The 26172-nt window shown below is 74.2% G+C and carries 16 protein-coding genes and 5 pseudogenes; 7 read left to right on the top strand and 14 right to left on the bottom strand.

Going from position 1 to position 26172, the window contains the following annotated elements; all coding sequences use genetic code 11:
• Positions 1 to 205: 205 nt before the first annotated feature.
• Complete coding sequence (locus MRQ36_RS03735) at positions 206 to 1621, top strand: alkaline phosphatase PhoX (protein WP_242792788.1); 1416 nt, start codon at positions 206 to 208, stop codon at positions 1619 to 1621.
• A gap of 56 nt (positions 1622 to 1677) precedes the next feature.
• Here MRQ36_RS03735 and MRQ36_RS03740 read toward each other — a convergent pair whose 3' ends face one another.
• The gene (locus tag MRQ36_RS03740) at positions 1678 to 2463 is read right to left on the bottom strand and encodes an SGNH/GDSL hydrolase family protein (protein ID WP_242792790.1); all 786 of its coding nucleotides are present in this window, start codon (positions 2461 to 2463) and stop codon (positions 1678 to 1680) included.
• A gap of 160 nt (positions 2464 to 2623) precedes the next feature.
• Between MRQ36_RS03740 and MRQ36_RS03745 the strand changes: the two genes are divergently transcribed.
• The gene (locus MRQ36_RS03745; RefSeq protein ID WP_242792792.1) at positions 2624 to 4201 is read left to right on the top strand and encodes a M1 family metallopeptidase; all 1578 of its coding nucleotides are present in this window, start codon (positions 2624 to 2626) and stop codon (positions 4199 to 4201) included.
• 639 nt (positions 4202 to 4840) lie between these two features.
• Here the strand turns inward: MRQ36_RS03745 and MRQ36_RS03750 are convergent.
• Together MRQ36_RS03750 and gltB are read right to left on the bottom strand one after the other, a co-directional pair.
• Positions 4841 to 6348: pseudogene (locus MRQ36_RS03750) on the bottom strand (glutamate synthase subunit beta).
• On the bottom strand, positions 6341 to 10999 hold the full coding sequence (gene gltB, locus MRQ36_RS03755; protein WP_242792794.1) for a glutamate synthase large subunit: 4659 nt from the start codon (positions 10997 to 10999) through the stop codon (positions 6341 to 6343). The pseudogene MRQ36_RS03750 and the gene gltB overlap by 8 nt, the downstream one beginning before the upstream one ends.
• A gap of 145 nt (positions 11000 to 11144) precedes the next feature.
• On the opposite strand from gltB, the pseudogene MRQ36_RS03760 reads away from it, so the two are divergent.
• Positions 11145 to 11984, top strand: a pseudogene (locus MRQ36_RS03760) (GNAT family N-acetyltransferase); the annotation flags it as partial.
• A gap of 54 nt (positions 11985 to 12038) precedes the next feature.
• Here MRQ36_RS03760 and MRQ36_RS03765 read toward each other — a convergent pair.
• The 5 genes from MRQ36_RS03765 to trpC form a co-directional block, all read right to left on the bottom strand.
• Complete coding sequence (locus tag MRQ36_RS03765; RefSeq protein WP_242792795.1) at positions 12039 to 13274, bottom strand: NAD(P)/FAD-dependent oxidoreductase; 1236 nt, start codon at positions 13272 to 13274, stop codon at positions 12039 to 12041.
• A 10-nt stretch (positions 13275 to 13284) separates the two neighbouring features.
• Positions 13285 to 14535 (bottom strand): prolipoprotein diacylglyceryl transferase, encoded by a 1251-nt coding sequence (gene lgt / locus MRQ36_RS03770; protein ID WP_242792799.1) that lies wholly within the window; start codon positions 14533 to 14535, stop codon positions 13285 to 13287.
• A 698-nt stretch (positions 14536 to 15233) separates the two neighbouring features.
• Entirely contained in the window at positions 15234 to 16037 is an 804-nt protein-coding gene (trpA, locus tag MRQ36_RS03775; protein WP_242792810.1) for a tryptophan synthase subunit alpha, read from the bottom strand.
• A 4-nt stretch (positions 16038 to 16041) separates the two neighbouring features.
• The gene (gene trpB / locus MRQ36_RS03780; protein WP_242792812.1) at positions 16042 to 17274 is read right to left on the bottom strand and encodes a tryptophan synthase subunit beta; all 1233 of its coding nucleotides are present in this window, start codon (positions 17272 to 17274) and stop codon (positions 16042 to 16044) included.
• A gap of 37 nt (positions 17275 to 17311) precedes the next feature.
• Positions 17312 to 18115 carry an indole-3-glycerol phosphate synthase TrpC gene (trpC, locus tag MRQ36_RS03785; protein ID WP_242792815.1) on the bottom strand — a complete coding sequence of 268 codons (804 nt, stop codon included), beginning with the start codon at positions 18113 to 18115 and terminating at the stop codon, positions 17312 to 17314.
• A gap of 491 nt (positions 18116 to 18606) precedes the next feature.
• On the opposite strand from trpC, the pseudogene MRQ36_RS03790 reads away from it, so the two are divergent.
• Positions 18607 to 18843, top strand: a pseudogene (locus tag MRQ36_RS03790) (hypothetical protein); the annotation flags it as partial.
• Between the two features lie 32 nt (positions 18844 to 18875).
• Here the strand turns inward: MRQ36_RS03790 and MRQ36_RS03795 are convergent.
• From MRQ36_RS03795 to MRQ36_RS03820, 6 genes and pseudogenes are all read right to left on the bottom strand, one after another.
• Positions 18876 to 19400 (bottom strand): annotated as a pseudogene (locus MRQ36_RS03795) (Trp biosynthesis-associated membrane protein).
• 180 nt (positions 19401 to 19580) lie between these two features.
• Positions 19581 to 21134 carry an anthranilate synthase component I gene (locus MRQ36_RS03800; RefSeq protein ID WP_242792817.1) on the bottom strand — a complete coding sequence of 518 codons (1554 nt, stop codon included), beginning with the start codon at positions 21132 to 21134 and terminating at the stop codon, positions 19581 to 19583.
• Positions 21131 to 21565 (bottom strand): phosphoribosyl-AMP cyclohydrolase, encoded by a 435-nt coding sequence (gene hisI, locus MRQ36_RS03805; protein WP_242800811.1) that lies wholly within the window; start codon positions 21563 to 21565, stop codon positions 21131 to 21133. Before hisI ends, MRQ36_RS03800 begins: the two co-directional genes overlap by 4 nt.
• Before the next feature lie 180 nt (positions 21566 to 21745).
• Positions 21746 to 22417, bottom strand: a pseudogene (locus MRQ36_RS03810) (phosphoribosyl-AMP cyclohydrolase); the annotation flags it as partial.
• Between the two features lie 160 nt (positions 22418 to 22577).
• Entirely contained in the window at positions 22578 to 23582 is a 1005-nt protein-coding gene (locus tag MRQ36_RS03815) for an aldo/keto reductase (protein ID WP_242792819.1), read from the bottom strand.
• The gene (locus tag MRQ36_RS03820) at positions 23579 to 23968 is read right to left on the bottom strand and encodes a MerR family transcriptional regulator (protein WP_242792821.1); all 390 of its coding nucleotides are present in this window, start codon (positions 23966 to 23968) and stop codon (positions 23579 to 23581) included. Before MRQ36_RS03820 ends, MRQ36_RS03815 begins: the two co-directional genes overlap by 4 nt.
• Before the next feature lie 109 nt (positions 23969 to 24077).
• Here MRQ36_RS03820 and MRQ36_RS03825 point away from each other — a divergent pair, with 109 nt between their 5' ends.
• Genes MRQ36_RS03825 through MRQ36_RS03835 form a run of 3 tightly spaced genes read left to right on the top strand, consistent with a single transcriptional unit; the run spans position 24078 to position 26172 of the window.
• A complete protein-coding gene (locus MRQ36_RS03825; protein ID WP_242792823.1) occupies positions 24078 to 24824 on the top strand; it encodes an ABC transporter ATP-binding protein in 747 nt (248 codons plus the stop codon).
• Positions 24821 to 25576, top strand: coding sequence for an ABC transporter permease (locus MRQ36_RS03830; RefSeq protein WP_242792825.1), 756 nt, complete (start codon positions 24821 to 24823; stop codon positions 25574 to 25576). Before MRQ36_RS03825 ends, MRQ36_RS03830 begins: the two co-directional genes overlap by 4 nt.
• Positions 25573 to 26172: a TetR/AcrR family transcriptional regulator gene (locus tag MRQ36_RS03835; RefSeq protein WP_242792827.1), complete on the top strand. Its 600-nt coding sequence runs from the start codon at positions 25573 to 25575 to the stop codon at positions 26170 to 26172. Before MRQ36_RS03830 ends, MRQ36_RS03835 begins: the two co-directional genes overlap by 4 nt.

Genomic DNA, 26172 nt, shown 5'->3' on the forward strand with positions numbered 1-26172 from the left:
CCGGACCGATCGGAGGAACCCTAACGGACGCGTACCGGATGGGCACAGCGCGCGAGCCCACGCACCCGGACCGGCACCGCGCGGGCGGCTGCACGGAGCGTTGGTCCACTGTTCACCTCGGCGCCGTCGACCGCGTGGTCCGCCGTTCCCCCGGGACGGCTTGCCTGCAGGTGGAACGACCCGAGTGAAACAGGAAGGCGACGACGTGACCTCCTCCCCCTTCTCCCGCCGCTCCCTGCTGCGCGGCGGCGCGGCCGGTGGCCTCGGCATCGTGGTGGCCGGCAACCTGGAGGCCATCGCCGGACCGGCAGCGGCCCGGGCCGCGACCCGGCCGGCGGTCGGCTACGGCGAGCTCGTCCCGGACCCGGCCGGCCTGCTGGCCCTGCCGCCGGGCTTCTCGTACACGATCGTGGCGCAGGCCGGCGCGACGCTGCTGGAGTCCGGGCAGCCGACGCCGAGCGACGCCGACGGCACCGGCTGCTTCCGCAGCCCGCACGGCTCGGTGCTGGTCAACAACCACGAGATCGGCGGCAGCGAGCCGTACGGCGTGCCGGCGCTGGCCGGGCTGACCTACGACCCGGGTGCCCGGGGCGGCACCACCACCATCGAGGTGGACCAGCACGGCCGGCGGCTGCGCGAGTACGTCAGCGTGGCCGGCACGCACAACAACTGCGCCGGCGGCATCACCCCGTGGGGCACCTGGCTGACCTGCGAGGAGACCGAGCAGAAGGCCGGCGGGAAATACCTCAAGGACCACGGGTACGTCTTCGAGGTCGACCCGCACGACCGGGCCGCCAACCAGAACCCGGTGCCGCTGAAGTTCCTCGGCCGCTACTCCCACGAGGCGGTGGCGGTCGACCCGTACACCCACTCGATCTTCCTCACCGAGGACGCCAGCGGGCCGCACGGCCTGTACTTCCGGTGGACGCCGCCGGCCGGTTTCCGGGCCGGCAAGGGCGCGCTGCGCGCCCTGGCGGAGCGCCCCGACGGCGACACCGTGGGCAGCCTCCAGGCGATGAGCTGCTACCTCGGCGGCCGGCACGTCGCCGACCTCTCCGAGGCCACCACGCCGGGCACCCGCTACCGGGTGCAGTGGGTGGACGTGCCGGACCGGGACGCGAAGACCGTCTCGGTGCGCAAGCAGTTCACCGACGAGCAGGTGACCCGCAGCCGCAAGCTGGAGGGCGCCTGGTGGGCCGACGGCGGCGCCTACTTCGTGGCCAGCTTCGCCCGCACCGACGACGGCAGCGTCAACGAGCACGACGGTCAGGTCTGGTTCTACGACCCGCGCACCGAGACGATCACCCTGAAGACCATCTTCGGGGTGAACGCCGACCCGGACGCCGACGCCGGCAACTTCGACGGGCCGGACAACATCACCGTCTCCCCGTACGGCGGGGTGATCCTGGCCGAGGACGGCGAGGGGGTGTCGCACCTGGTCGGGGTGACCGCGCAGGGCAAGGCGTACCCGCTGGCCCGGAACGAGATCAACGAAAGCGAGTTCACCGGCCCGACGTTCAGCGCGGACGGGACGATCCTCTTCGCCAACATCCAGGACCCGGGGTACGTCTTCGCCATCACCGGCCCGTGGGGGCGGCCGAGCAACGCCCACGTGTCCTGACCCGACGCGCGCGACGGCCGGCACCCCGGGTGGGGGGTGCCGGCCGTCGGCGTACGTCAGCCGATCGCGTCGGTCAGCGCCTTGAGGTAGCCGTACCGGTAGCCGTCGGCGTCCGGGTGGTACGCCTCGACGACCCCGCTGACGTCGTGGATCCACGGGTCGGCGGCGCAGACCCCGTGCCCGGCGAAGGCGGAGCGGGTGTCCACGAAGGTCGCGCCGGCCGCGCCGGCCCGGGTGGCGGTGACCGAGGCGAGCAGGTCGGCGGCTTCGTTGAGGATGGTCCGCTTGTAGGTGCTCATGGCCAGCAGGCCGCACCAGTTCGTCTCGAACAGCCGGGGGTAGCCGAGCACCACCAGCCGGGCGTTCGGGGCCCGGTTCCGGATCGCGGCGTAGGTGGCGCCGAGCCGGCCGGGCAGCGTGCCGGTGGCGAAGCTCTTCGCGTTGTTCACCGCGGTGGTGCAGGTCGACGTGCTGCCGAAGCGGCAGCTGCTGATCACGTCGGCGAAGCCGGCGTCGTTGCCGCCGATGGTGATGGTGACCAGGGTGGTGGTGCTGCTGAGCGAGTTGACCTGGCTGTTGATGACATCGGCGGTGACCGCGCCGCCGCAGGCCGGGAAGCGGAAGCTGGTGACCGCGTGGGCGGCGGCCCACAGCGGCGCGTACGACTTCTGGCTGCGCAGGCAGGTGGAGAGGTCGTACGGGCCGGCGCCGACGCCGGAGGAGTAGGAGTCGCCGAGCGCGACGTAGTTGACGGTGGCCGCCTGGGCGACGCCGGGGATTCCGACGGCGCCGAGGGCGGCGGCGAGGACGGCGACCAGCGCGGTGCGGGCGCGACGGAACATGACGGGACCTCCACGGAACAGGGGTGGTGGAGCCCTTCGACCGCGCGCGTGGCCTGGGGTGGGGTGGCGTTACTGGCCGGTAATGCTATCGAAACATCGACACAAAATGAATAGTGCGATCGCCGCGCACGGACAGACATGTTCACATCTGTCGATTAGGTTGGCCGGTGCCCCACACCACGATGGAGGGAGTCCACCTCGTGCGACGCGTCCTGACCGCGGCCATCGCCGCGCTGACCGTCACCACCGCCGGCACCGTCGCCACCGGCGCCTCGGCCACGCCGCCGCCCCACCGGGCCCGCGCCGGCCGGCACCCGCCTCGGCCACCGGCACCCCCGGCAGCCCCGGGCTGGGCGACAGCTACTTCGCCGACTACGGCAACGGCGGCTACGACGTCGACCACTACGACATTCGGCTGCGCTACGAGCCGGCCACCGACCGGCTCAGCGGCACCACCACCATCCTGGCGCGGGCCACCCAGGCGCTGTCCCGGTTCGACCTCGACTTCCTCCTCGACGTGGAGTCCGTCCGGGTCAACGGCTGGCCGGCGAGCTTCCACCGGGAGGGCGTCCACGAACTCGTGGTGGACCCGGCCCGGCCGATCGCCGACGGGCAGCCGCTCACCGTCGTGGTGAAGTACAGCGGCATTCCGTCGCAGGTGAGCACGCCGGGCTTCACCTCCTGGACCCGCGTCGCCGACGGGGCGCTCGCGGTCAACGAGCCGGAGTCGGCCTGGTGGTGGTTCCCCAGCAACGACCACCCGAAGGACAAGGCGACCTGGGACGTCTCCGTCTCGGTGCCCACCGGCGTCGAAGTGATCAGCAACGGCGTGCAGCCCCGCCCGCCGCTGGCCGAGGCCGGCAACCGCACCCGGTGGAGCTGGCGCAGCACCAAGCCGGGCGCCACCTACCAGGCGTTCATCGCCATCGGGCAGTACGACATCGTCACCGACACCGCGCCGAACGGGCAGCCGGTGGTCAACGCGTACAGCACCACGCTGGGCGAGCGCCTACCGGCCGCCCGGGCCAGCATCGAGCGCACCGCCGAGATCGTCGACTGGGAGAGCGGCCTGTTCGGGCCGTACCCGTTCGAGGCGCAGGGCGGGGTGGCCGGCCCGATCGACGGCTTCGGCTTCGCCCTGGAGACGCAGACCCGCCCGGTCTTCGGGCAGAGCTTCTGGCGGCGCGGCGCGAACCCGTACGTGGTGGTGCACGAGAACGCCCACCAGTGGTTCGGTGACTCGGTGTCGGTGGCGGACTGGAGCGCCATCTGGCTGAACGAGGGCTTCGCCTCGTACGCCGAGTGGCTCTGGTCGGAGGAGCAGGGCGAGGGCACCGCCCAGGAACTCTTCGACTTCACCTACGCCGACTATCCGGCCGACGACGAGTTCTGGCAGGTGCTGCCGGGTGACCCGGGCGCCGACCGGGTCTTCGACGCGGCCGTCTACGACCGGGGCGCGATGGCGCTGCACCAGCTCCGGCTGGCCGTCGGTGACGACGCCTTCTTCCGGATCCTGCGCGACTGGACCGCCGGGCACCGCTACGGCAACGGCACCATCGCCCAGTTCCGGGCGCTCGCCGAGGCCGTCTCGGGGAAGGACCTGGACGCGGTCTTCACCACCTGGCTGTTCACCGCCGGGCGGCCGGAGCTGGCCACCGCCACGGCCCGGGCCGCCGCACCGGCCCAGCCGAAGTCCTGGACGAAGATCCGCCAGTCGCACCAGCCGCTGGCGCACTGAACGGTCGGTCGGTCGCCCGCCCCGGCTTCCGGGGACGGGCGACCGGCCCGCCCGCTGAGCGACCGGCCAGCCCTGGCCCAGCGTCCGGGCAGTCCCTGGAACCGCCCGGCCCTTCGTCGGCCGGGCCATTGCTGACCTGAGGTCGCCGGCCTCCGCCGGCGCGGCGTCCGCTCGGCACTCTCCGACGCGCCCCTGCACGAGGGGCAACCGTCCGCCCAGCGCCGCTACCGCTTTGATGTCGTCAATGAATCACTCCGGCACGACGTCGCAGCCGTCTGCACTGACACCGGGCGAGCCGGGCCGGCGCGGCGCAGAGTCAGCCGGGCCGGCGCGGCACAACGAAGGCCGGGCGGACGCCCACCCCCGGTTCACGGCGGGGCGGGAGTAGCGCTCGCAGTTGTCCACCGGGGCGCCGTCACCCGCGATTCATTGACGTCATCAAACTCGTAGGCGCCGCACCGACCGGGCGGGCGGCCACCCACCAGGGCCGACAGCCGACCAGGGGTGCCCGAACAAGGGCACCCCTGGTCCGCGACGTCGGGCCGACGAGGCCTGGTCGGCGAGGCATCGTCGACGATGCGCTGTCGGCCCGGGGGCGCTGGCCGGGTAAGCGGGCCAGCGGGCGGGGCGACGATCGGGTCAGCGGGCGGCGAGGGGCTGGCGGGCCGGGTCGACCGGGGCGGGCAGCGTGCCCACCCCGCCCAGGTAGGCGTGGATCGCGGCCGCCGCCGCGCGGCCCTCGGCGATCGCCCAGACGATCAGCGACGCGCCCCGATGCATGTCACCGGCGACGAAGACGCCGTCCGCGTCGGTCTGCCAGTCGGGCCGGGCGTCGACCGCGCCCCGCGCGTTGCGGGTGACCCCGAACTGCGCCAGCAGCGGCTGCTCCTCGGTGCCCTCGAACCCGATCGCCAGCAGCACCAGGTCCGCCGGCAGCTCCCGCTCGGAGCCGGGCAGCGCGGTGACGATCCGCCGGCCGTCCCGCTTCTCCACGGTCACCTCGGCGATCCGGACCCCCTTGACCTGGCCGGTACCGTCGTCGACGAACTCCTGCACCGCCACGGCGAAGACCCGCTCGCCGCCCTCCTCGTGCGCCGGATAGTTCCGCAGCACCCACGGCCAGGTCGGCCACGGGTCCCGCTCGGCGTCCCGGCTCTCCGGCGGCTCCGGATAGAGGTCGAGCTGGTGCACGCCGGCCGCGCCCTGCCGGTGGGCCACACCGAGGCAGTCGGCGGCGGTGTCGCCACCGCCGATGATCACCACGTGCTTGCCGGCCGCGTCGATCGGGGTGCCGTCGGGCAGCACCGCGAGCGCCGGCCGACCCTGGCCGGCCGCCGCGACCACCCGGTTGGCCGCCACCAGGTGCGACATCGCCTGGTGTACGCCGCGCAGCTCGCGGCCGGGCGTCTCCGGGGTGTCCCGGCCCTGCAACGCGCCGCAGGCCAGCAGCACCGCGTCGTGCCGGGCCCGCAGCTCGTCGGCGGTCACGTCGACGCCCACGTCCACCCCGGTGCGGAACTGCACGCCCTCGGCGGTGAGCTGCGCCAACCGGGTGTCGATGTGCTGCTTCTCCAGCTTGAAGTCCGGGATGCCGTACCGGAGCAGGCCACCGATCGCGTCGTCGCGCTCGTACACGGTGACGGCGTGACCGGCGCGGGCGAGCTGCTGCGCGGCGGCGAGCCCGGCGGGCCCGGAGCCGACCACGGCGACCGACCGGCCGGTCGGCGCCGGCACCGGGCGGGCCGCAGCCCGCCCCGGGCCACCGCCGCGTTCGCGATCTCCACCTCGACCTGCTTGATGGTCACCGGCTGCTGACCGCCCAGGCCCAGCACGCACGCCGCCTCGCAGGGCGCCGGGCAGAGCCGGCCGGTGAACTCGGGGAAGTTGTTGGTGGCGTGCAGCGACTCCACCGCGGCGTCCCAGTTGCCGGTACGGACCAGGTCGTTCCAGTCCGGGATGCGGTTACCCAGCGGACAGCCCTCGTGGCAGAACGGGATGCCGCAGTCCATGCAGCGGGTGGCCTGCTCGCGGATCAGCTCCTCACCGGCCGGCGGATAGACCTCCCGCCAGTCGGTGATCCGCACCGGCACCGGACGGCGCGCGGGCAGCCGCCGGTCGTAGCGCAGGAAACCGTTCGGGTCAGGCACGAGCAACCTCCTGGGCCGCCACCCGCGTGACGGGCGGCACGGACGGGGTCAGCGCGGTCATCACCGCGTCGTCGACGTCACGGCCGGCGGCTTCGGCGGCCCGCATGATCTCCAGCACCCGGCGGTAGTCCCGGGGCACCACGGCGGTGAACTCCTCCACCGCCTCCGGCCAGCGCTTCAACAGCTCCTCGGCGACCGCCGAGTCGGTCTCGGCGAAGTGCCGCTGCACCAGCTCGTGCAGCCGGTCCCGTTCCTCGTCCCGCAGCGGGGTCAGGTCGACCAGCTCGGTGTTCACCCGACGCCGGTCGAGCCGCCAGACGAACGCGGTGCCGCCGGACATGCCCGCGGCGAAGTTGCGCCCCGTCTCGCCCAGCACCACCACCGTGCCGCCGGTCATGTACTCGCAGCCGTGGTCGCCGACGCCCTCGACCACCGCGACCGCGCCGGAGTTGCGCACCGCGAACCGCTCGCCCACCCGGCCGCGCAGGAAGACCTCGCCGGCCGTGGCCCCGTACAGGATGGTGTTGCCGGCGATGATCTGGTCCTCGGCCCGCTCCCCCGCCCCGGCCGCGGACGCGGCGAACGGTGCGGCGGCGTCCGGACGGACGACGAGCCGGCCGCCGGAGAGGCCCTTGCCGACGTAGTCGTTGGCGTCGCCGTGCAGCCGCAGGGTCACCCCGTGCGGCAGGAACGCGCCGAAGGACTGGCCGGCGGTGCCGCGCAGCAGGAACTCGATCGTGTCGGTGGGCAGGCCGGTGCCGCCGAAGCGGCGGGTCACCTCGCCGCCGAGCATCGCGCCCACGCTGCGGTGCTCGTTGCGCACCGCCACCTCCACCCGGACCGGTGTGCCGTCCCGCAGCGCCGGCTCGGCCAGCGCGATCAGCTCGTTGTCCAGGGCCAGCTCCAGGCCGTGGTCCTGGGCCCGGATGCCGCGCCGCGCGGCGTCCGCCGGCAGCTCCGGCAGCTGGAGTACGGGCGCCAGGTCCAGCCCGTGCCCCTTCCAGTGGTCGATGGCCGGGGCGAGGTCGAGCAGCTCGGTCTGCCCGATCGCCTCCTCGATCGACCGGAAGCCCAGCTCGGCGAGGTAGCCGCGGACCTCCTCGGCGAGGAAGAGGAAGAAGTTCTCCACGAACTCCGGCTTGCCGGTGAACCGCTCGCGCAGCACCGGGTTCTGGGTGGCGATGCCGACCGGACAGGTGTCCAGGTGGCAGACCCGCATCATCACGCAGCCCTCGACGATCAGCGGCGCGGTGGCGAAGCCGAACTCCTCGGCCCCGAGCAGCGCCGCGATCAGCACGTCCCGGCCGGTCTTGAGCTGACCGTCGACCTGCACGGTGACCCGGTCGCGGAGCTTGTTGAGCAGCAGCGTCTGCTGCGCCTCGGCCAGGCCCAGCTCCCACGGGGTGCCGGCGTGCTTGAGCGAGTTCAGCGGGGACGCGCCGGTGCCGCCGTCGTGGCCGGAGATCAGGATGACGTCGGCCTTGAGCTTGGCGACGCCCGCCGCGACGGTGCCCACGCCGACCTCGCTGACCAGCTTGACGTGCACCCGGGCGGCCGGGTTCACGCACTTCAGGTCGTGCACGAGCTGGGCGAGGTCCTCGATGGAATAGATGTCGTGGTGCGGCGGCGGCGAGATCAGGCCGACGCCGGGGGTGGCGTGCCGGGTCCGGGCGATCCACGGCCAGACCTTGTTGCCGGGCAGCTGACCGCCCTCGCCGGGCTTCGCGCCCTGCGCCATCTTGATCTGGAGGTCGTCGGCGTTGACCAGGTATTCGCTGGTCACGCCGAACCGGCCGCTGGCGATCTGCTTGACCGCGGAGCGACGCGCCGGGTCGTGCAGGCGCTCGACGTCCTCGCCGCCCTCGCCGGTGTTGGACTTGCCGCCGAGGCGGTTCATCGCGATGGCGAGGGTCTCGTGCGCCTCCGCCGAGATCGACCCGTACGACATGGCGCCGGTGGCGAACCGCTTGACGATCTCGGTGGCCGGCTCCACCTCCTCCAGCGGCACCGCCGGCCGCACCCCGGTACGCAGCCGGAACAGCCCGCGCAGCGAGCCGGCCTGCGCGGCCAGCTCGTCGACCTTGGCGGTGTACTGCCGGAACACGTCGTACTGGCGGCTGCGGGTGGCGTGCTGGAGCAGGAAGACCGTCTCCGGGTTGAACAGGTGCAGCTCGCCCTCGCGCCGCCACTGGTATTCCCCGCCGACCTCCAGCCGGTCCGAGGTCTGGGTGCCGGGGGCGGGCCAGGCCAGCGCGTGCCGGGCGGCCACCTCGGCGTGGATCTCGGCCAGCCCGATCCCGCCGATCTTGCTGGGGGTGCCCCGGAAGTAGCGCTCGACCAGCCGGGTGTCCAGCCCGACCGCCTCGAAGACCTGCGCCCCGCAGTACGACGAGACCGTCGAGATGCCCATCTTCGACATGATCTTCAGGACGCCCTTGCCGAGCGCCTTGACCAGGTTGCGGACCGCCTTGCGCGGCTCCACGCCCACCAGCGCGCCCGTGGAGATCATGTCCTCCACCGACTCGAAGGCCAGGTACGGGTTGACCGCCGCCGCGCCGTAGCCGATCAGGACCGCCGCGTGGTGCACCTCCCGGCAGTCACCGGACTCCACCACCAGCGCCACCTGGGTCCGGGTCTGCTCCCGGACCAGGTGCTGGTGCACCGCCGCGGTGAGCAGCAGCGACGGGATCGGGGCCAGGTCGGCGTTGGAGTCCCGGTCCGACAGCACCAGGATCCGGACGCCGTCCTCGATCGCCTCGGAGACGTGCCGGCAGATCTCGGTCAGCCGGGCCTTGATGCCGGCCCCGCCGTCGCGGACCCGGTAGAGACCGGAGACCCGGACCGCCTTGAAGCCGGGCAGGTCACCGTCCTCGTCGATGGAGAGGATCTTGGCCAGCTCGTCGTTGTCGATCACCGGATGGGGCAGCACGATCTGCCGGCAGCTCGCCGCGCCCGGGTCCAGCAGGTTGCCCTCCGGGCCGATGGTCGACGCCAGGCTGGTCACCAGCTCCTCCCGGATGGCGTCCAGCGGCGGGTTGGTGACCTGGGCGAAGAGCTGGTGGAAGTAGTCGTAGAGCAGCCGCGGCCGGGTCGACAGCGCGGCGATCGGGGTGTCCGTACCCATCGAGCCGATCGGCTCCGCACCGACCCGCGCCATCGGCGCGAGCAGGATCTTCAGCTCCTCCTCGGTGTAACCGAAGGTCTGCTGGCGGCGGCGGACCGAGTCGTGGGTGTAGACGATGTGCTCGCGCGGCGGCAGGTCGTCCAGCTCGATCAGGCCGGCGTGCAGCCACTCGTCGTACGGCTGCGCGGCGGCCAGCTCGGCCTTGATCTCGTCGTCCGAGACGATCCGGCCGTTGACCGTGTCGACCAGGAACATCTTCCCCGGCTGGAGCCGGCCCTTGGCGACCACGCCGGCCGGGTCGAGGTCGAGCACGCCCGCCTCGCTGCCCAGCACGACCAGACCGTCGGCGGTACGCCACCAGCGGCCGGGGCGCAGGCCGTTGCGGTCCAGCACCGCGCCGACGATCTCGCCGTCGGTGAAGGCGACCGAGGCCGGGCCGTCCCACGGCTCCATCAGGCTGGCGTGGAAGCGGTAGAAGGCGCGCTTGTCCGCGCGCATGTCCGGGTCGTTCTCCCACGCCTCCGGGATCATCATCAGCACCGCGTGCGGCAGGCTCCGCCCGGCCAGGTGCAGCAGTTCGAGAACCTCGTCGAAGTTCGCCGAGTCCGAGGCGCCCGGGGTGCAGACCGGGAACACCCGGCGGATGTTGCCGGGCAGGTTCGGGCTGCGCAGCAGCGCCTCGCGGGCCTGCATCCAGTTCCGGTTGCCCCGGATCGTGTTGATCTCGCCGTTGTGCGCGATGAACCGGTACGGGTGGGCCAGCGGCCAGGACGGGAAGGTGTTGGTGGAGAACCGCGAGTGCACCAGGGCGATCGCGCTGACCACCCGGGAGTCGGTCAGCTCCGGGTAGTACGCGGGGAGCTGGTCGGGGGTGAGCATGCCCTTCCAGACCATGGTCCGCCCGGACAGCGACGGGAAGTATGCCGGCACGCCCCGCTCGGCGGTCTCCCGCTCGGCCTGCTTGCGGACGCAGAACGCCACCCGGTCCAGGTCGAGCCCGGTCAGCGGGGAGCCGGCGGGACCGGCCGGCGAACCGGTGAGCCGGTGCGCGGCGAGGAAGAGCTGCCGGACCCGGGGCATCGCCGCCAGCGCGGTCTCGCCCAGCCCGCTCGGGTCGGTCGGGACGTCCCGCCAACCCAGCACGTCGGCGCCCTCGACCAGGGCGTACTTCTCCACCACCCGGCGGGCGCGCGCCTCGGCGGCGTCGTCGTCGGGGAGGAAGACCAGACCGGTGGCGTACTGGCCGGCGGGCGGGAGCGGGAAGTCCACCACGGCGCGCAGGAACGCGTCCGGCACCTGGATCATGATGCCGGCGCCGTCACCGGTGTTGTGCTCCGCGCCCCGGGCGCCCCGGTGGTCCAGCCGGCAGAGCGCGCCGAGCCCGTTCGCGACGACCTCGTGCGACCGGCGCCCGTGCAGGTCGGCCACGAAGGCCACGCCGCACGCGTCGTGCTCCTGGGCGGGGTCGTAGAGCCCGCTCGCGGGCGGGGCCGACTGCGGGCTGCTGAGAGGGTACGGAAAGGCCACCGGGCCTCCTGTCGTCACTCAGGTTGGATCATGGTCGGGACGACGTCGGCCCTCGTGGGTTTATTGAGTCTACGTTAGGGCTTACCGCGCAAGGCCAGTTCGGATTGATCACACTTCCAGCATCTGGGACGTGTAGTCTCGCGCGGTGGATGTCGTACGCGCCGAGCTGGTCGACCGGTTGGAGCGGTTCTACGACGCGGTGCCCCGCGACGGTGCGCGGACCGAGGAATACGGCGGGGTGGTGCTGTTCGTCCGCGACGGTGCGGGATGGCCGTTCTATGCCCGGCCGCGACCGGGCGCCTCCGCCCCGCCGTCGCTGGCCGACGTGACCACGGTACGCGCCCGCCAGCGGGAGCTGGGCCTGCCCGAGGCGTTCGAGTGGGTGCACGAGGTCACTCCCGACCTGCTCGCGGTGGCCCGCTCCGCCGGGCTGAGCGTGCTGGAGGCGCCCCTGATGGTGCTCGACCCGGCGCACCTGCCCGACCCGACGGCGCTCAGCGACGTACCGGTGCGGGTGCTCGACCCGGCCGCGCCCGGCTTCGCCGCCGACGTGGCGCTCCGCCGGGCCGTCGCGGCGGTCGGCTTCTCGCACGGCGGCACCGCCCGCGGCGAGGCCGGGCCGGCGGAACGGGACGCGGCGGTGGCCCGGCTCGACGTCGCCGCCCTCACCGAGGAGAGCGTCCGGATCGCCGACGGCCGGCGGGTCTCGGTGCTCGCGGAGACGGCCGAGGAGGGGGCGCTGGCCAGCGGGATGGCGATGCGCGTCGACGACGTCGCCGAGATCGCCGGGGTGGCCACCCTGCCGGTGGCCCGCCGCCGAGGGCTCGGCGCGGCGGTCACCGCCACCCTCGCCCACGAGCTGCGGGCGGCCGGCACCGACCTGGTCTTCCTCTCCGCCGGCAGCGAGGAGATCGCCCGGGTCTACCTGCGGGTCGGGTTCCGCCGGGTCGGCACCGCCTGCATCGCCGAGCCGGCCGCCGTCATCGGCCTGACCGCCCGGCGCCGCCTGCCTGCCGGCCACCACCGACCGCGCGGACCGCTACCGGCCCACCGACCGCTGCCGGCGGTTCGGGGGCTGCCGGCAACTCCAGGCCGGCGGCTGCCACTGGGCGGCGGCGGAGGCGGCGGTGTTGCGCAGCCGAGGGCTGATCGTGCCCAGGGCCGCGTCGCGGGCGCGCAGCGCGAGCCGCCCCCGGGTCTGCAGGACCGCCGACATCCGGCGGGTCTGCCGGACCACGGTCGCCGCGCGGGGCCGGCGCAGCCGGTCGTACGACGCGACCGCGTCGGGCAGCCGGGACTCCCTCAGCAGCGAGGCGAGGGTCGCCGCGTCCTCGAAGGCGAGGCACGCGCCCTGCCCGAGGTGCGGTGGCATGGCGTGCGCGGCGTCACCGAGCAGCACCACCCCGCCCGGCCCGACCGGGAAACCGTACGCCCGGGGCAGCGGGCGCAGCTCGCGGATCTCCTGCTGCACCAGGTCGGCCGGGTCGGTGGCGTCGAGCAGCTCGGCGATCGGCGCGGGCCAGCCGGCGAACCAGCGCTTGAGCAGGGTGAGCTGGGTCTCCGGCGGCTCCGGCCGGGGCGCGCCGGCAGCGGTGGCCACCCAGTAGATGCCGCCCCGGCTGGAGCCGCCGGCGGTGCCGCGCTCGCCCAGCGAGGCGGCCACGAACCGGTAGCCGGCACCCAGCGTCTCCCCGCCCACCGGCTGATCGGCGGGGAGCCTCGGCGCCTGGTACCAGGGGATCACCGCCCGCCAGGCGGCGCACCCGGAGCTGACCACGGTCGCCTCGGGGGCGAGCTGCCGGCGGATCTCGCTGTCGGTGCCGTCGGCGGCGACCACCAGGTCCGCCTCGATGGTGCGGCGGCCGTCACCCACGGCGGGGCGTTCCCCGGAGACCGCCCGCACGGTCCGCACGGCCACCCCGGTACGCAGTTCCACCCGGTCGCCGAGCCCGGCGATCAACGCGTCGTGCAGGTCCTCCCGGTGCACCACCACGGGCATCCGTTCGGCGGGCGTGGGACGCGGCTGCACCAGCCACTGCCCGTCGGGACGGCGGATCCCGCCGTCGGGCAGCTCGGTGGCGATCGCGTCCAGCCCGGCACCGAGGCCGAGGGCGCGCAGCGCGCGTACCCCGTTGGGCCAGAGCACGACGGCGGTCGGCTCCGGGCGGACCCGGTCGGCCCGCTCCAGGAGCGTGACCTGCCAGCCCGAGCGGGCCAGCGCGCCGGCTACCGCCAGGCCACCGAGGCCGGCGCCGACCACCACCGCGGTACGCATGACTCCCCGCTCAGCTGTCCCGGTCGGCGGGGCCGGCACCCGTGGCGCCGGCCCGGTCGGCGGGTGCGCCGCTCGTGTCGGCGCGGGCGGCGGGTGCGCCGGTGGTGTCGGCGCGGGCGGCCGGCTCCTCGTCCTCCGAGGTCCCGGCCCGGGTGGCCTCGGTGTCCGCCGTCCCGGCCCGCGTCGCCTCGACCTCGCCGGCCTCGACCTCACCGGGGGCGGTTTCGGCGGGGGCGGTTTCGGCGGGGACCTCGCCGGTCTCCTGGTAGGCGCGGAACTGTTCCTCGCTGACCACCCGGTAGCCCTCCGGGGCCACCGTGGCCGGGCCGGGCTCGCGGGCGGAGAGGTCGACCTGGGACACGTCGCCACCGGCGGGCGGGACCGGGGTCGCCGGCACGCCGATCGGGACCAGGTACTCCCGGGGCCCGCGGACCCGGAGGAAGTAGATCAACGCGCCGAGGAAGACCAGCCCGGCGGTCCAGACGTTGATCCGCAGGCCGAGCACGTGGGTGGCCTCGTCGGTACGCATCAGCTCGATCCAGAACCGGCCGGCGGTGTAGCCCATCACGTAGAGCGCGAAAGCGCGGCCCCGGCCGAGCCGCAGCTTCCGGTCCAGGACGAGGACCAGTGCGGCGACGCCGACGTTCCAGAGCGCCTCGTAGAGGAAGGTCGGGTGATAGAGCCCCGGCTGCAGGATCGGGTTGCCGGCCTCGTCGCGGAGCGCGTGCCCGGGGTTGTCCGGGTCCATGACGTGCACCTCGAGCCCCCACGGGAGGGTGGTCCGACCGCCGTAGAGCTCGTTGTTGAACCAGTTGCCGAACCGGCCCACCGCCTGGGCCAGCGGCAGGCCCGGAGCCAGGGCGTCGGCCACCACGGTCAGCGGGATGCCGAGCTGCCGGGCGGCGATCCAGGCACCGATGGCGCCACCGGCGACCGCGCCCCAGATGCCGAGCCCGCCCTCCCAGATGGCGAACGCCTTGAGCGGCTGACCGCCGTCGCCGAAGTATTTGTCCGGCGAGGTGATCACGTGGTAGAGCCGCGCGCCGACGATCCCGGTGGGCACCGCCCAGACCGCGATGTCGAGCACCGCGCCCGGGGCCACACCCCGCTGGCGCAGCCGGCGTTCGGTCACCACGCAGGCCACCACGATGCCGGCGACGATGCAGAGCGCGTACGCCCGCAGCGGGACCGGACCGAGCTGCCATACGGCGGTGCTGGGGCTGGGCAGGGCCGCCAGTGGGGTCATCGGGGCGAGGGTCACGGGTCTACACGCTACCGGGGCGGACCACTCTCGCGGCACCCCGGTCCGCGGTCTTCGCACCGGTCCGAGGCCCCGCAGGTCGCCGCGGTCCGGAACGTCCACGCGGAGACCTCCGCCGGCACCCGCCCGCCCGACGCCCGCCCCTGTGGCGCCCGCTCCCCGCTGCGGCGGTGAACTGCCACGGCACCACCTCCCGCACGGATCACGGTGGCACGCCGCGCCGACGTGGCCGGTGAACACCGAGCGCCGCTGTCTCGGGGCCGCCGTGCAATCGCTACGAACTTGATGACATGAATGAATCACCGTACCCTCGGCCGGACTTGCCACTTCTTCCCGGAACAGTGGCCACCGCGGCACGGCATACCACGCTTTCCCGGAAACAGTGGCCACGGCCGACGCCGGGCCCACGCTTGCCCAGAAAAAGTGGCCACCGACGGCATCGCCCCGAAGCCTGTACCGAAAACGGCGGCCATGGCCGGCGGTGCCCCCCAGCCCTCCCAGCGAACCTGCGCGGATCCGGGGCGGGCATGGCTCACCCCGAACCGAATATGTCATCAGGTTCGTAGTGTCCGGCGGACGGGACACCCATCGTTGGCGCGGTGGACGCGGGCGGACGCCGGCACCCCGGCCGGCCGAACGGGCGGCCGGCCGGCCGGGGAGCCGGCCCAACGGGGGCCGTGGTGGTCGGTCCGGGACGGTCAGCGGACGGGGTTGCGGACGCCCTCGGCCAGCTCGGCGCTGAGCGCGCGCAGGGCGGCCAGGCCGGCGGCCTGGTCGCCGGCGTCGAGCAGGCAGCGGATCAGGGCGCTGCCGACGATGACGCCGTCGGCGTACCCGGCCACGGTGCCGGCCTGGGCGCCGGTGCCGACGCCGAGGCCGACGCCGACCGGCAGGTCGGTGACCTCACGCAGCCGGGAGACCAGCACCGGAGCGGCGTCGGAGGTCTGCGACCGGGCGCCGGTGACGCCCATGATCGCGGTGGCGTAGACGAAGCCCCGGCAGTGCTCGACGGTCATCCGCAGCCGGGCGTCGGTGGAGGACGGGGAGACCAGGAAGGTCCGGTCCAGGCCGTACGCCTCGGAGGCGGCCAGCCACTCGTCCGCCTCCTCCGGGATCAGGTCCGGGGTGATCAGCCCGGTGCCCCCGGCGGCGGCCAGGTCACGGGCGAACGCGTCGACGCCGTACTGCTCGATCGGGTTCCAGTAGGTCATGGTGACCACCTGGGCACCGGTGGCCGCGACGGCCTCGATGATGCGCAGCGTGTCCGCGGTCCGGACACCGCCGGCCAGGGCGATGTCGCTGGCCTTCTGGATGACCGGTCCGTCCATCACCGGGTCGGAGTAGGGGATCTCCACCTCGATGACGTCCACCCCGGCCTCGACCATGGCGGTCATCGCGGCGATGCTGCCCTCGACGGTGGGGAAACCGGCCGGCATGCAGCCGACCAGCACGGCCCGCCCGTCGGCGCGGGCCTTGTCGAAGGCGACCCCGATCCGACTCACGCTGTCACTCCTTGTCGAGGATGCCGAAGTACTCGCCGGCGGTGTGCACGTCCTTGTCGCCCCGACCGGAGAGGTTGACCACGATGACCGGCTCCCGGCCCAGCTCGGCGGCGAGCGTCGGGGCGATCTTCAGCGCGCCGGCGAGCGCGTGCGCGCTCTCGATCGCCGGGATGATCCCCTCGGTGCGGCAGAGCAGCTCGAACGCGGCCATCGCCTCGGTGTCGGTCACCGGCGTGTAGGTGGCCCGGCCGCTGTCGTGCAGCCAGGCGTGCTCCGGGCCGACGCCCGGGTAGTCCAGGCCGGCCGAGATCGAGTGCGACTCGATGGTCTGGCCGTCGGCGTTCTGCAGCACGTACGTCCGGGTGCCGTGCAGCACGCCGGAGGTGCCGCCGGTGATGCTGGCCGCGTGCCGGCCGGTCTCGACGCCCTCGCCACCGGCCTCGAAGCCGTACAGCCGGACGTCGGCATCGTCCACGAACGCGTGGAAGATGCCGAGCGCGTTGGAGCCGCCGCCGACGCAGGCCGCGACCGCGTCCGGCAGCGCGCCGGTGAGGTCCAGGCACTGCTGGCGGGCCTCCTCGCCGATGCCGCGCACGAAGTCCCGGACCATCTCCGGGAACGGGTGCGGCCCGGCGGCGGTGCCGATCAGGTAGTGGGTGTCGTCGACGTTGGCGACCCAGTCCCGCATCGCCTCGTTCATCGCGTCCTTGAGGGTCCGCGAACCGGTGGTCACCGGGACGACGGTGGCGCCGAGCATCCGCATCCGGGCCACGTTGAGCGCCTGCCGCTCGGTGTCCACCTCGCCCATGTAGACCACGCAGTCGAGGTCGAACAGCGCGGCGGCGGTGGCGGTGGCCACGCCGTGCTGCCCGGCGCCGGTCTCCGCGATCACCCGCTTCTTGCCCATCCGCCGGGTCAGCAGGGCCTGGCCCAGCACGTTGCGCACCTTGTGCGCGCCGGTGTGGTTCAGGTCCTCCCGCTTGAGCAGGATCCGGGCGCCCGCCTTCGCGGAGAACCGCTCGGCGGTGTAGAGCAGCGACGGGGTGCCGGCGTAGTCGCGCAGCAGGGCGCCGAACTCGGCGAGGAAGCCCTCGTCGGTCATCGCCTTGCGGTACGCCGCGTCCAGCTCGTCGAGCGCCGCGACCAGCGCCTCCGGGACGAAACGGCCACCGAAGCGGCCGAAGTGACCGGCGGCGTCGGGAAGCTGGCCGGCCGGGGCCGACGCGTTGGCGCTCATCGCGAAATCCTCTCGCTGCTGCGGTGCCGGCGCGGGATCAGCGCACCGGACGGGGCGTCGCCGGGTGGTTCCCGGCGTTGACCAGCTCGGCGACCGCCTCGCGGGGGCTCTTCTGGGTGACCAGGCCCTCCCCCACCAGCACGGCGTCGGCGCCGGCGGAGGCGTAGCGGATCAGGTCGTGCGGGCCGCGCACGCCGGACTCGGCGATCTTGACGACGCTGCTGGGCAGGCCGGGCGCGATCCGCTCGAACACCGAGCGGTCGACCTCAAGGGTACGCAGGTCACGGGCATTGACCCCGATCACCTGCGCGCCGGCCTCCAGGGCCCGGTCGGCCTCCTCCTCGGTGTGCACCTCGACCAGCGCGGTCATGCCCAGCGACTCGATCCGCTCCAGCAGCCCGACCAGCGCGTTCTGCTCCAGCGCGGCGACGATCAGCAGCACCAGGTCGGCGCCGTGGGCGCGGGCCTCGTGCACCTGGTAGCTGGAGACCACGAAGTCCTTGCGCAGCACCGGCACCTTCACCGCGGCGCGGACGGCCGCCAGGTCGTCCAGCGAGCCGCCGAACCAGCGGCCCTCGGTGAGCACGCTGATCGCGCGTGCGCCACCGGCGGCGTACTCCCCGGCCAGGTCGGCGGGGTCGGCGATCTCGGCCAACCGTCCCCGGGACGGCGACGAGCGCTTCACCTCCGCGATCACGGCCACGCCGGGCCGCCGCAGGGCCGCGTACGCGTCCAACGGTGGCGGCGCGGCGGCGGCCAGCTCGCGGATCCGCTCCAGCGGGACCTGCTCCTGGCGCCGGGCCACATCCTCGCGGACGCCGGCCAGAATCTCGTCGAGCACGCTTGCGGACGACGCCGATCCGGCTCCGTCCCCCTCCGCGTGCGCATGCTCAGCAGTCACCAACGGACTCCCCTCTCCGGGTGTCATGGGCCGATGCTAGGTGGCGCCACCTGGCCTCAAGTGCCGGGGGTATGGCGCTCCTCACGAGATGGGCTGTGGCATGATGGCCGACTTGCGGTGAACGAAATGTCACGGAGCGCGACCCTGCCCATCGAGCGGCGTCACCTCCGCCCGGCGGGCACCGCCCCGCGTCACATCGACTGCCGCCCATACCTCATCTCACCACGCCCGCGCGCCCGGCGCTGGACACCGCTGTCCGATCGACGGTGTGACCAAGCTCAAGGCCGAACGGCCCTCCCCAGGTCGCACCCCGCGTCGGACAGTTGACCTGCGCTTCATCACGGCGAAACGCGAGCCCGGCACCATTTTTCTCGGGCAGACTCGACGAGGCGCCTGCCGACCCTTCGCCCACGATCCACTGCGGGGTGACCATGAGCACCAACAGCCCGAACCAGAGCATCGGACTCACCACCATCTCCCGGACCGTCGCGTCGCTCGCGGTCGGCATGGTGGACACCCTCGAACGCGCCGTCGTCGGCGACGGCCGGGCGCGCACCGCCCGCGGCAACGCCTGGGAGGCGGTCTGCGCCGACCGGGCCCGCGCCGAGCAGCGCGCCGAACTGGAGCGCCTGGTCGCCGAGCTGGCCGCCGCCCATGGCCGCCGCCCGGGACCGCCGCGAGGCGCGTACCGGCCAGCCGGTCAGCTGACCGTCGGGTCCTCGCCCCGGTCCAGCGCGTCCCAGGCGTCCCGGGTGCCCCCGCCCGACCGCCGGGCCCGACGTCGTGGGCTGCGCCCCAGCCGTCGCCGGCCGCTCGTAGCGGGCACCCATCGCCGGCCAGCCGCCGCCACGCAGCGCGGTGAGCAGGCCACCGGCCGCGGCGACCAGCCCACCCAGCAGGCAGAGCGCCGGCCACTGCCGGCTCACCGAGCCGCCGAAGTCGGCGGTGAGGCCGTACCCGCCGCCGGCCGCCACGGCCAGCCCGAGCAGGGTCAGCAGGCCGCCGAGCAACCGCCGGAGCCGGCCCCGGGTGGCGAGTACCGCGCCGCCGCCGGCGAGCGCGACCAGCGCCAGCGGGAAGAGCCAGGGCAGCAGGTCGGTGCCGGTGCGCAGCTGCCGCGACGGCGGCAACGCGCGCGCGGGATCAGCTCCACCGACCAGGTCCTGGTTGCCGCCCAGCAGGCCAGGCCCGCACCGGCCAGGCAGCACAGCACGGCGTACGTCAGCTCGCGCCGCCCTGCCCGGACGGTGCCGCCCCGGCGGGGGCCTCCGGGGCCGGTGGCCCGGCGGCCGAGGCGGCCGGCGACTGCGGCTCGACAGGCCGCGTCGGGTCGGCGGCCGGGTCGGGTCGGCGGGTGGGGTCGGGTCGGCGGGTGGGGTCGGGTCGGCGGGTGGGGTCGGGTCGCTCATCGGGCCGGCCGCAGGGTCTCGGCGGCGGCGATGGCGGCGAGCACCGCGGCGGCCTTGTTCCGGGTCTCCTGGTCCTCGGCGGCCGGATCAGAATCGGCCACCACCCCCGCCCCGGCCTGCACGTAGGCCCGCCCGTCGCGGATCAGCGCGGTCCGGATCGCGATCGCCATGTCCAGGTCGCCGCCGAAGCCGAAGTAGCCGACGGTGCCGCCGTACAGGCCGCGCCGGACCGGCTCCAACTCCTCGATGATCTCCATGGCCCGGACCTTGGGCGCGCCGGAGAGGGTGCCGGCCGGGAAGGTGGCGGCGAGCGCGTCGAAGGCGGTGCGGTCCGCCCGCAGCTCGCCGACCACCGTCGAGACGATGTGCATGACGTGGCTGTACCGCTCGATGGTGGCGAACTCCGGCACCTCGACCGTGCCGGGGCGGCAGACCCGGCCCAGGTCGTTGCGGCCCAGGTCGACCAGCATCACGTGCTCGGCGCGCTCCTTCGGGTCGCTGAGCAGCTCGGCGGCGAGGCGGGCGTCGGCGGCCGGGGTGCCGCCCCGGGGGCGGGTCCCGGCGATCGGGTGCAGCAGCGCGCGGCGTCGGCCGTCGGCGGTGGTGCTCACCTTCAGGTGCGCCTCCGGCGAGGAGCCGACGATGTCGAAGCCGTCGAAGCGCAGCAGGTACATGTACGGGCTGGGGTTGGTGGTGCGCAGCACCCGGTAGACGTCGAGCGGGTCGGCGTGGGTCGGGCGTTCGAAGCGCTGGGCGAGCACGATCTGGAAGCACTCGCCGGCCCGGATGGCCTCCTTGGCCGCCTCGACCGCCTTCGGGTAGCCGCCGTCGGGGGTCCGGCAGCTCACCTCGCCGACCGCCGGCCGGTCGACCGTGGAGATCATGGGCGGAATCGGTCGGGACAGTGCGGTGGTCATCGCGTCCAGCCGCCCCACCGCGTGGTGGTACGCCGCCGCGACCAGCGCGTCCCGCCCCGGTGCGTCGGGCGGGGGCAGGACCGCGTTGGCGACCAGGATCGCCGAGCCGTCGTAGTGGTCGAGCACCACCAGGTCGGTGGCGAGCATCATGCCCAGCTCGGGGACGCCGAGGTCGTCCTCGGTCAGCTCGGGCAGGCGCTCGAAGCGGCGGATGAGGTCGTACCCCAGGAAGCCCACCATGCCGCCGGTCAGCGGCGGCATGCCGCTGGCCGGGTCCCAGGCCGGGCCGGCCAGCGCGGCGACCGTCTCGCGCAGCACCCGGACCGGGTCGCCGTCGGCCGGCACCCCGGCGGGCGGCTCACCGGTCCAGAGCGCGGCGCCGTCGCGCTCGGTCAGCGTGGCGCTGCTGCGGACGCCGATGAAGGAGTAGCGGGACCAGGCCATGCCGGCCGAACCCACGCCCTGCTCGGCCGACTCCAGCAGGAAGGTGCCCGGCCCACCGGCGAGCTTGCGGTAGACGCCGACCGGGGTCTCCGCGTCGGCGAGCAGCCGGCGGGTGACCGGGACGACCCGCCACCGGGCCGCCAGCTCGGTGAACGCGCCCTGGTCGGGGCTGACCGTGCCGTCGGTCATGACGTCGCCTCCGGCGAGGTGACCGGCAGTTCGGTGAAGAAGCAGGTCCGGTTGCCGGTGTGGCAGGCCGCCCCGACCTGGTCGACGCTGACCAGCAGCGCGTCCCCGTCGCAGTCGAGGGCGACCGACCGGACGTGCTGGTGGTGACCGGAGGTGGCGCCCTTGACCCAGTACTCCTGGCGGCTGCGCGACCAGTAGGTGGCCCGGCCGGTGGTCAGGGTGCGGTGCAGCGCCTCGTCGTCCATCCAGGCGACCATCAGCACCTCGCCCGAGTCGTGCTGCCGCACCACCGCGGCCACCAGGCCGTCGGGGGTACGGCGCAGCCGGGCGGCGATCGCCGGGTCGAGCCGGGACGGGCGGACCGGGCCGGGGGCCGGAGGCTCGGCGGAGCTGGCGGGGGCGCCGGTCAGCGGCGCGTCGGATGGGGGCACAGTCAGCCATTCTCCCGTACGCGGGGTGGGCACCGGCGACGTGTCCCGACCGGCGGGCGTGCAGCGCTGCACCGACCGGGTGAGCTGGGCCAGGTAGCGGTCGAGCCGGCCGTCGAGCAGCGCCTCGGCCAGGTCGGTGCCGACCGTCTCGGCGAGCTGGCCGGCGTACGGGCGGATCAGCGGGACGGTCCCGGTGACCAGCCGGGCGGCGGCGGCCGCCACCTGGCCGGTGGAGCCGGGGCGCAGCCCGAGGCAGAGCAGCATGTCGTCGCGGTATCCGGGCGGGGCGACCGGCAGGTCCAGGGCGGCCGCGAAGGCGGCCCGGCGGGAGACCACCCGGACGGACGGGTTGGCCAGCCGCAGCACCGACGGGCAGAGCCGGGCCAGGTCGGCGGCGGCCAGCCGGACCCCGAGCGGGTCGTCGGCCCAGCGGGCCCCGGCGACCTTGCCGAGGGTGGCGATCAGCTCCTCCAGCCGGGGCTCGTCCGCCGGCTGACAGAGCACCGGCAGGTCGATCCGGCGGCGCCACTCCGGCACGGCCCAGATCAGCCGGGCGGGCGCGGTCACCGGCAGCCCGAACGCCCAGTCCGCCGGCTCGCCCAGCCGGTGCACCCAGGACCGAATGTCCCGGGCGGCCACCGAGACGTGCACCAGCCGGCCCTCGAACTCGGCGAGGAAGGCCCGGCGGGCGGCGTAGGGGCGGCCGGGCGCCCCGGCGGACGGTGTGGTCGGCGACCGGCCCGCCGCCCCGGGTGCCGGGGCGGCGGGTGGTTCGTCGGTGGCGACCAGCACGTCGAGGTCCACGTCGCTGTGTTCGGTGGCGCCCCGGCGGGCGTGGCTGCCGCGCAGCATGATCCCGACGACGGGACGATCGGCGGCCTGCCGCAGGCGGGCGGCCCAGTCGTCGAGGAAACCGGTCTCGGGCAACGGAGCGGGACCCACCGCGCCATCGTGCCGGATGCCCGTTCTCAAGCGCAATGACCGTTGGCGGACCGGGTGTCCGATGCAAAGGCTAGTGCCCGACGGTTCGCATTCCTGCCTCGGTGTACCTTTCCCCGGCCACCGCCTCGGCCGGCACCGCCTCCCGCAGCCGGGCGAGCTGCCCCGGGTCCAGGGTGATGTCGGCCGCCGCCGCGTTCTCCTCCAGGTAGCGCACCCGCTTGGTGCCGGGGATCGGGAGGACGTCGTCGCCCTGGGCCAGCAGCCAGGCGAGCGCCGCCTGGGCCGGCGTGCAGCCGATCTCCGCCGCGACCGCGCGTACCGCCTCGACCAGCCGCAGGTTGGCGTCCAGGTTGCCGTCGGCGAACCTGGGCACGTTCCGGCGCCAGTCGTCGTCGGCGAGCTGCTCGCGGCTGGTGATCGCCCCGGTGAGCAGCCCCCGGCCCACCGGCGAGTACGCCACCAGACAGACGCCCAGCTCCCGGCAGGTGGCCAGCATCTCGCCCTCGACGTCCCGGCTGAACAGCGAGTACTCCATCTGGACGGCGGCGATCGGGTGCACCGCGTGGGCGGCCCGCAGGGTCGCCGGGTTGACCTCGGAGAGGCCGATCAGGCGCACCTTGCCGGCCGTCACGAGGTCGGCCAGGGCACCGACGGTCTCCTCGATCGGCGTGGCCGGGTTGCGCCGGTGCAGGTAGTACAGGTCGATGGTGTCGACCCCGAGCCGGCCGAGCGAGGCGTCGCAGGCCTCCCGGGCCCAGGCGGCGCTGCTGTCCACGTAAGCGCCCGGGGTGCCGGTGCCGCCGAAGCGGTCGCCGGTGCTGCGGTTGCCGAACTTGGTGGCCAGGAAGACCTCGTCCCGGCGGGCCTTGACGACCGGGCCCAGCAGCCGCTCGTTGGCGCCGAAGCCGTACATGTCGGCGGTGTCCAGGTGGTTGACGCCCAGGTCGAGGGCCCGGTGCAGGGTCCGCGTCGACTCGGCGTCGTCACCGGTGCCGTACGCGAAGCTCATCCCCATGCAGCCCAGGCCGATCGCCGAGACCTCCGGGCCGGTCGCGCCCACTCGTCGTCGGATCATGCCCGCTCCTCCTCCGCCCTGCGATACACGTCGATCTTGTAGTCGAGCACTTCGAGGTCCCCCTCCAGTTCGGCGATCCGGGCCAGCACCCGGGCCCGGTGCGCCTCGAAGAGCGCCCGCCGGGCGCCGATCGTCCGGTCGCCCTGCCGGGCCAGCTCGGCGTAGCGGCGCATGTCCCGCACCGGCATCCCGGTCCGGCGCAGCCGGGTGAGCAGCACCAGCCAGTTGACGTCGCCCTCGGTGTAGCGCCGCCGGCCGGCCGAGTCCCGCCCGACGGGGGCGACCAGCCCCTCCTGCTCGTACCAGCGCAGCGTGTAGGTGGTCAGGCCGACCCGCTCCGCGGCCTCACCGACGGTGAGGCTCATCTCCCGCGTGCTGATGTCCACGCGTCCAGGCTTCCAGTTCGAGGGCACTCGAAGTCAACCGTTGCGCGCGGACGAATAACTCATCTACCGTTGAGTTCAACAGGTGATGAGTTTTCTGGGAGGCGGGACGATGGAGGACGCGACACTGGTCCGCGACCTGGTCGTCGACCGGGGCCGACGGCGGGTGCTGCACGGCATCAGCTGCGCGGTACCGCGCGGCGCGGTCACCGGGCTGCTCGGCCCGAGCGGCAGCGGCAAGACCACCCTGATGCGGGCGATCGTGGGCGTGCAGACGGTCACCTCGGGCACGGTCACCGTGCTCGGCCGGCCCGCCGGCCACCCGGAGCTGCGCCACCGGGTCGGCTACCTGACCCAGGCCCCCAGCGTCTACGCCGACCTGACGGTCCGGGAGAACGCCCGCTACTTCGCCGCCCTGCACGGGCGTCGCCCCGCCGACGCCGACCGGGCGGTCGCCGACGTCGGGCTCGCCACGGCGGCCGGCCAGCTCGTCGGCACCCTCTCCGGCGGCCAGCGCAGCCGGGCGTCGCTGGCCTGTGCGCTGGTCGGCGAGCCGGAACTGGTCGTCCTCGACGAGCCGACCGTGGGCCAGGACCCGGTGCTGCGGGCCGAGCTGTGGGCCCGGTTCCACCAACTGGCCGCCGCCGGGACGACCCTGCTGGTCTCCAGCCACGTGATGGACGAGGCGGCCCGCTGCGACCGGCTGCTGCTGATCCGGGACGGGCGCCTCATCGCCGACGACACCCCCGACGCCATTCGGGCCGCCACCGCCGTCGACGACCTGGAGCAGGCGTTCCTGCGGCTGATCCGGGCGAACGAGGCGGCCGAGCGGCCCGTCGGCCAGGAGGAGGACCGGTGAACCCCCGCATCCTCGCCGCGACCAACGGGCGCATCCTGCGCCAGCTGCGGCACGACAAGCGGACCGTCGCGCTGCTCGTGGTGGTGCCGACCGTGCTGCTCACCCTGGTCTACTTCATGTACGTCGACCAGCCCACCCCGCCCGGGCAGCCCACCGTCTTCGACCGGGTGGCCCTGATCATGCTGGGCTTCTTCCCGTTCATCATCATGTTCCTGGTGACCAGCATCGCCATGCTGCGGGAACGCACCAGCGGCACGCTGGAACGGCTGCTCACCACCCCGCTGGGCAAGCTCGACCTGCTCTTCGGGTACGGCATCGCGTTCGGGCTGGCCGGGGCGGTGCAGGCGAGCATCGCCACCGTGGTGGCGTACCGGGTGTTCGACCTGGACACCGCCGGCAGCAGCTGGCTGGTCGTGCTGATCGCGGCGGTCAACGCCGTGCTGGCCGTGGCGCTCGGGCTGCTGTGCAGCGCCTTCGCCCGTACCGAGTTCCAGGCCGTCCAGTTCATGCCGGTCGTGGTCCTGCCCCAGCTGCTGCTCTGCGGGCTCTTCGTGCCCCGGGGCGAGATGGCCGGCTGGCTCCAGGCGATCAGCGACGTGCTGCCCCTGTCGTACGCGGTCGAGGCGCTGCAGGAGGTCGGCGCGCACCCGGACCCGACCGGGACGATGTGGCGCGACGTGGCGATCGTGGCCGGGGCGGCGGTGGCGGCGCTGGTGCTCGCCGCGGCCACCCTGCGCCGGCGCAGCGGATGAGGGCGCGACGGACCGGCCGCCGGCCCGGCAACCCGGACACCCGCGAGTCGATCCTCGCGGCGGCGCGGACCGCCTTCGCCGAGCGCGGCTTCGACGCCGCCTCGATCCGGGTGATCGCCACCGCCGCCGGGGTGGACCCGGCCCTGGTGCACCACTACTTCGGCACCAAGGAGGAGCTGTTCCGGGCCACCGTCGAGATCCCCGTCGACCCGGCCGAGCTGCTGCCGGGCGTGCTGGCCGGCGGGCCGGACGGGGTCGGGGAACGGCTGGTCCGCACCTTCCTCGGGGTGTGGGACTCCCCGGCCGGCGCGGCGGCGGTCGCCCTGCTCCGCTCGGCGGTGAACAACGAGTGGAGCGCCCGGCTGCTGCGCGAGTTCCTGGTCACCCAGGTGCTGCGCCGGGTCCTCGACCGGCTCGACCTCGACCCGGCCGAGCTGCCGCTGCGCGGCGCGCTGGTCGGCACCCAGCTCGCCGGCCTGGCCATGATGCGCTACGTGATCCGGTTGGAACCCGTCGCCTCCGCCGACCCGGAGACCCTGGTCGCGGCGATCGGCCCGACCGTGCAGCGCTACCTGACCGGTCCGCTGCCGGCCTGA

The sequence above is a fragment of the Micromonospora sp. R77 genome, from assembly GCF_022747945.1.
Classification (GTDB): domain Bacteria; phylum Actinomycetota; class Actinomycetes; order Mycobacteriales; family Micromonosporaceae; genus Micromonospora.

Excerpts from the sequence above, each read along its gene's own strand:
- MRQ36_RS03740 (WP_242792790.1), bottom strand. The coding sequence starts at position 2,463 with ATGTTCCGTCGCGCCCGCACCGCGCTGGTCGCCGTCCTCGCCGCCGCC.
- MRQ36_RS03765 (WP_242792795.1), bottom strand. The coding sequence starts at position 13,274 with ATGCGTACCGCGGTGGTGGTCGGCGCCGGCCTCGGTGGCCTGGCGGTA.
- trpB (WP_242792812.1), bottom strand. The coding sequence starts at position 17,274 with ATGAGCGCCAACGCGTCGGCCCCGGCCGGCCAGCTTCCCGACGCCGCC.
- MRQ36_RS03800 (WP_242792817.1), bottom strand. The coding sequence starts at position 21,134 with ATGACCGACGGCACGGTCAGCCCCGACCAGGGCGCGTTCACCGAGCTG.
- MRQ36_RS03815 (WP_242792819.1), bottom strand. The coding sequence starts at position 23,582 with ATGATCCGACGACGAGTGGGCGCGACCGGCCCGGAGGTCTCGGCGATC.
- MRQ36_RS03825 (WP_242792823.1), top strand. The coding sequence starts at position 24,078 with ATGGAGGACGCGACACTGGTCCGCGACCTGGTCGTCGACCGGGGCCGA.
- MRQ36_RS03835 (WP_242792827.1), top strand. The coding sequence starts at position 25,573 with ATGAGGGCGCGACGGACCGGCCGCCGGCCCGGCAACCCGGACACCCGC.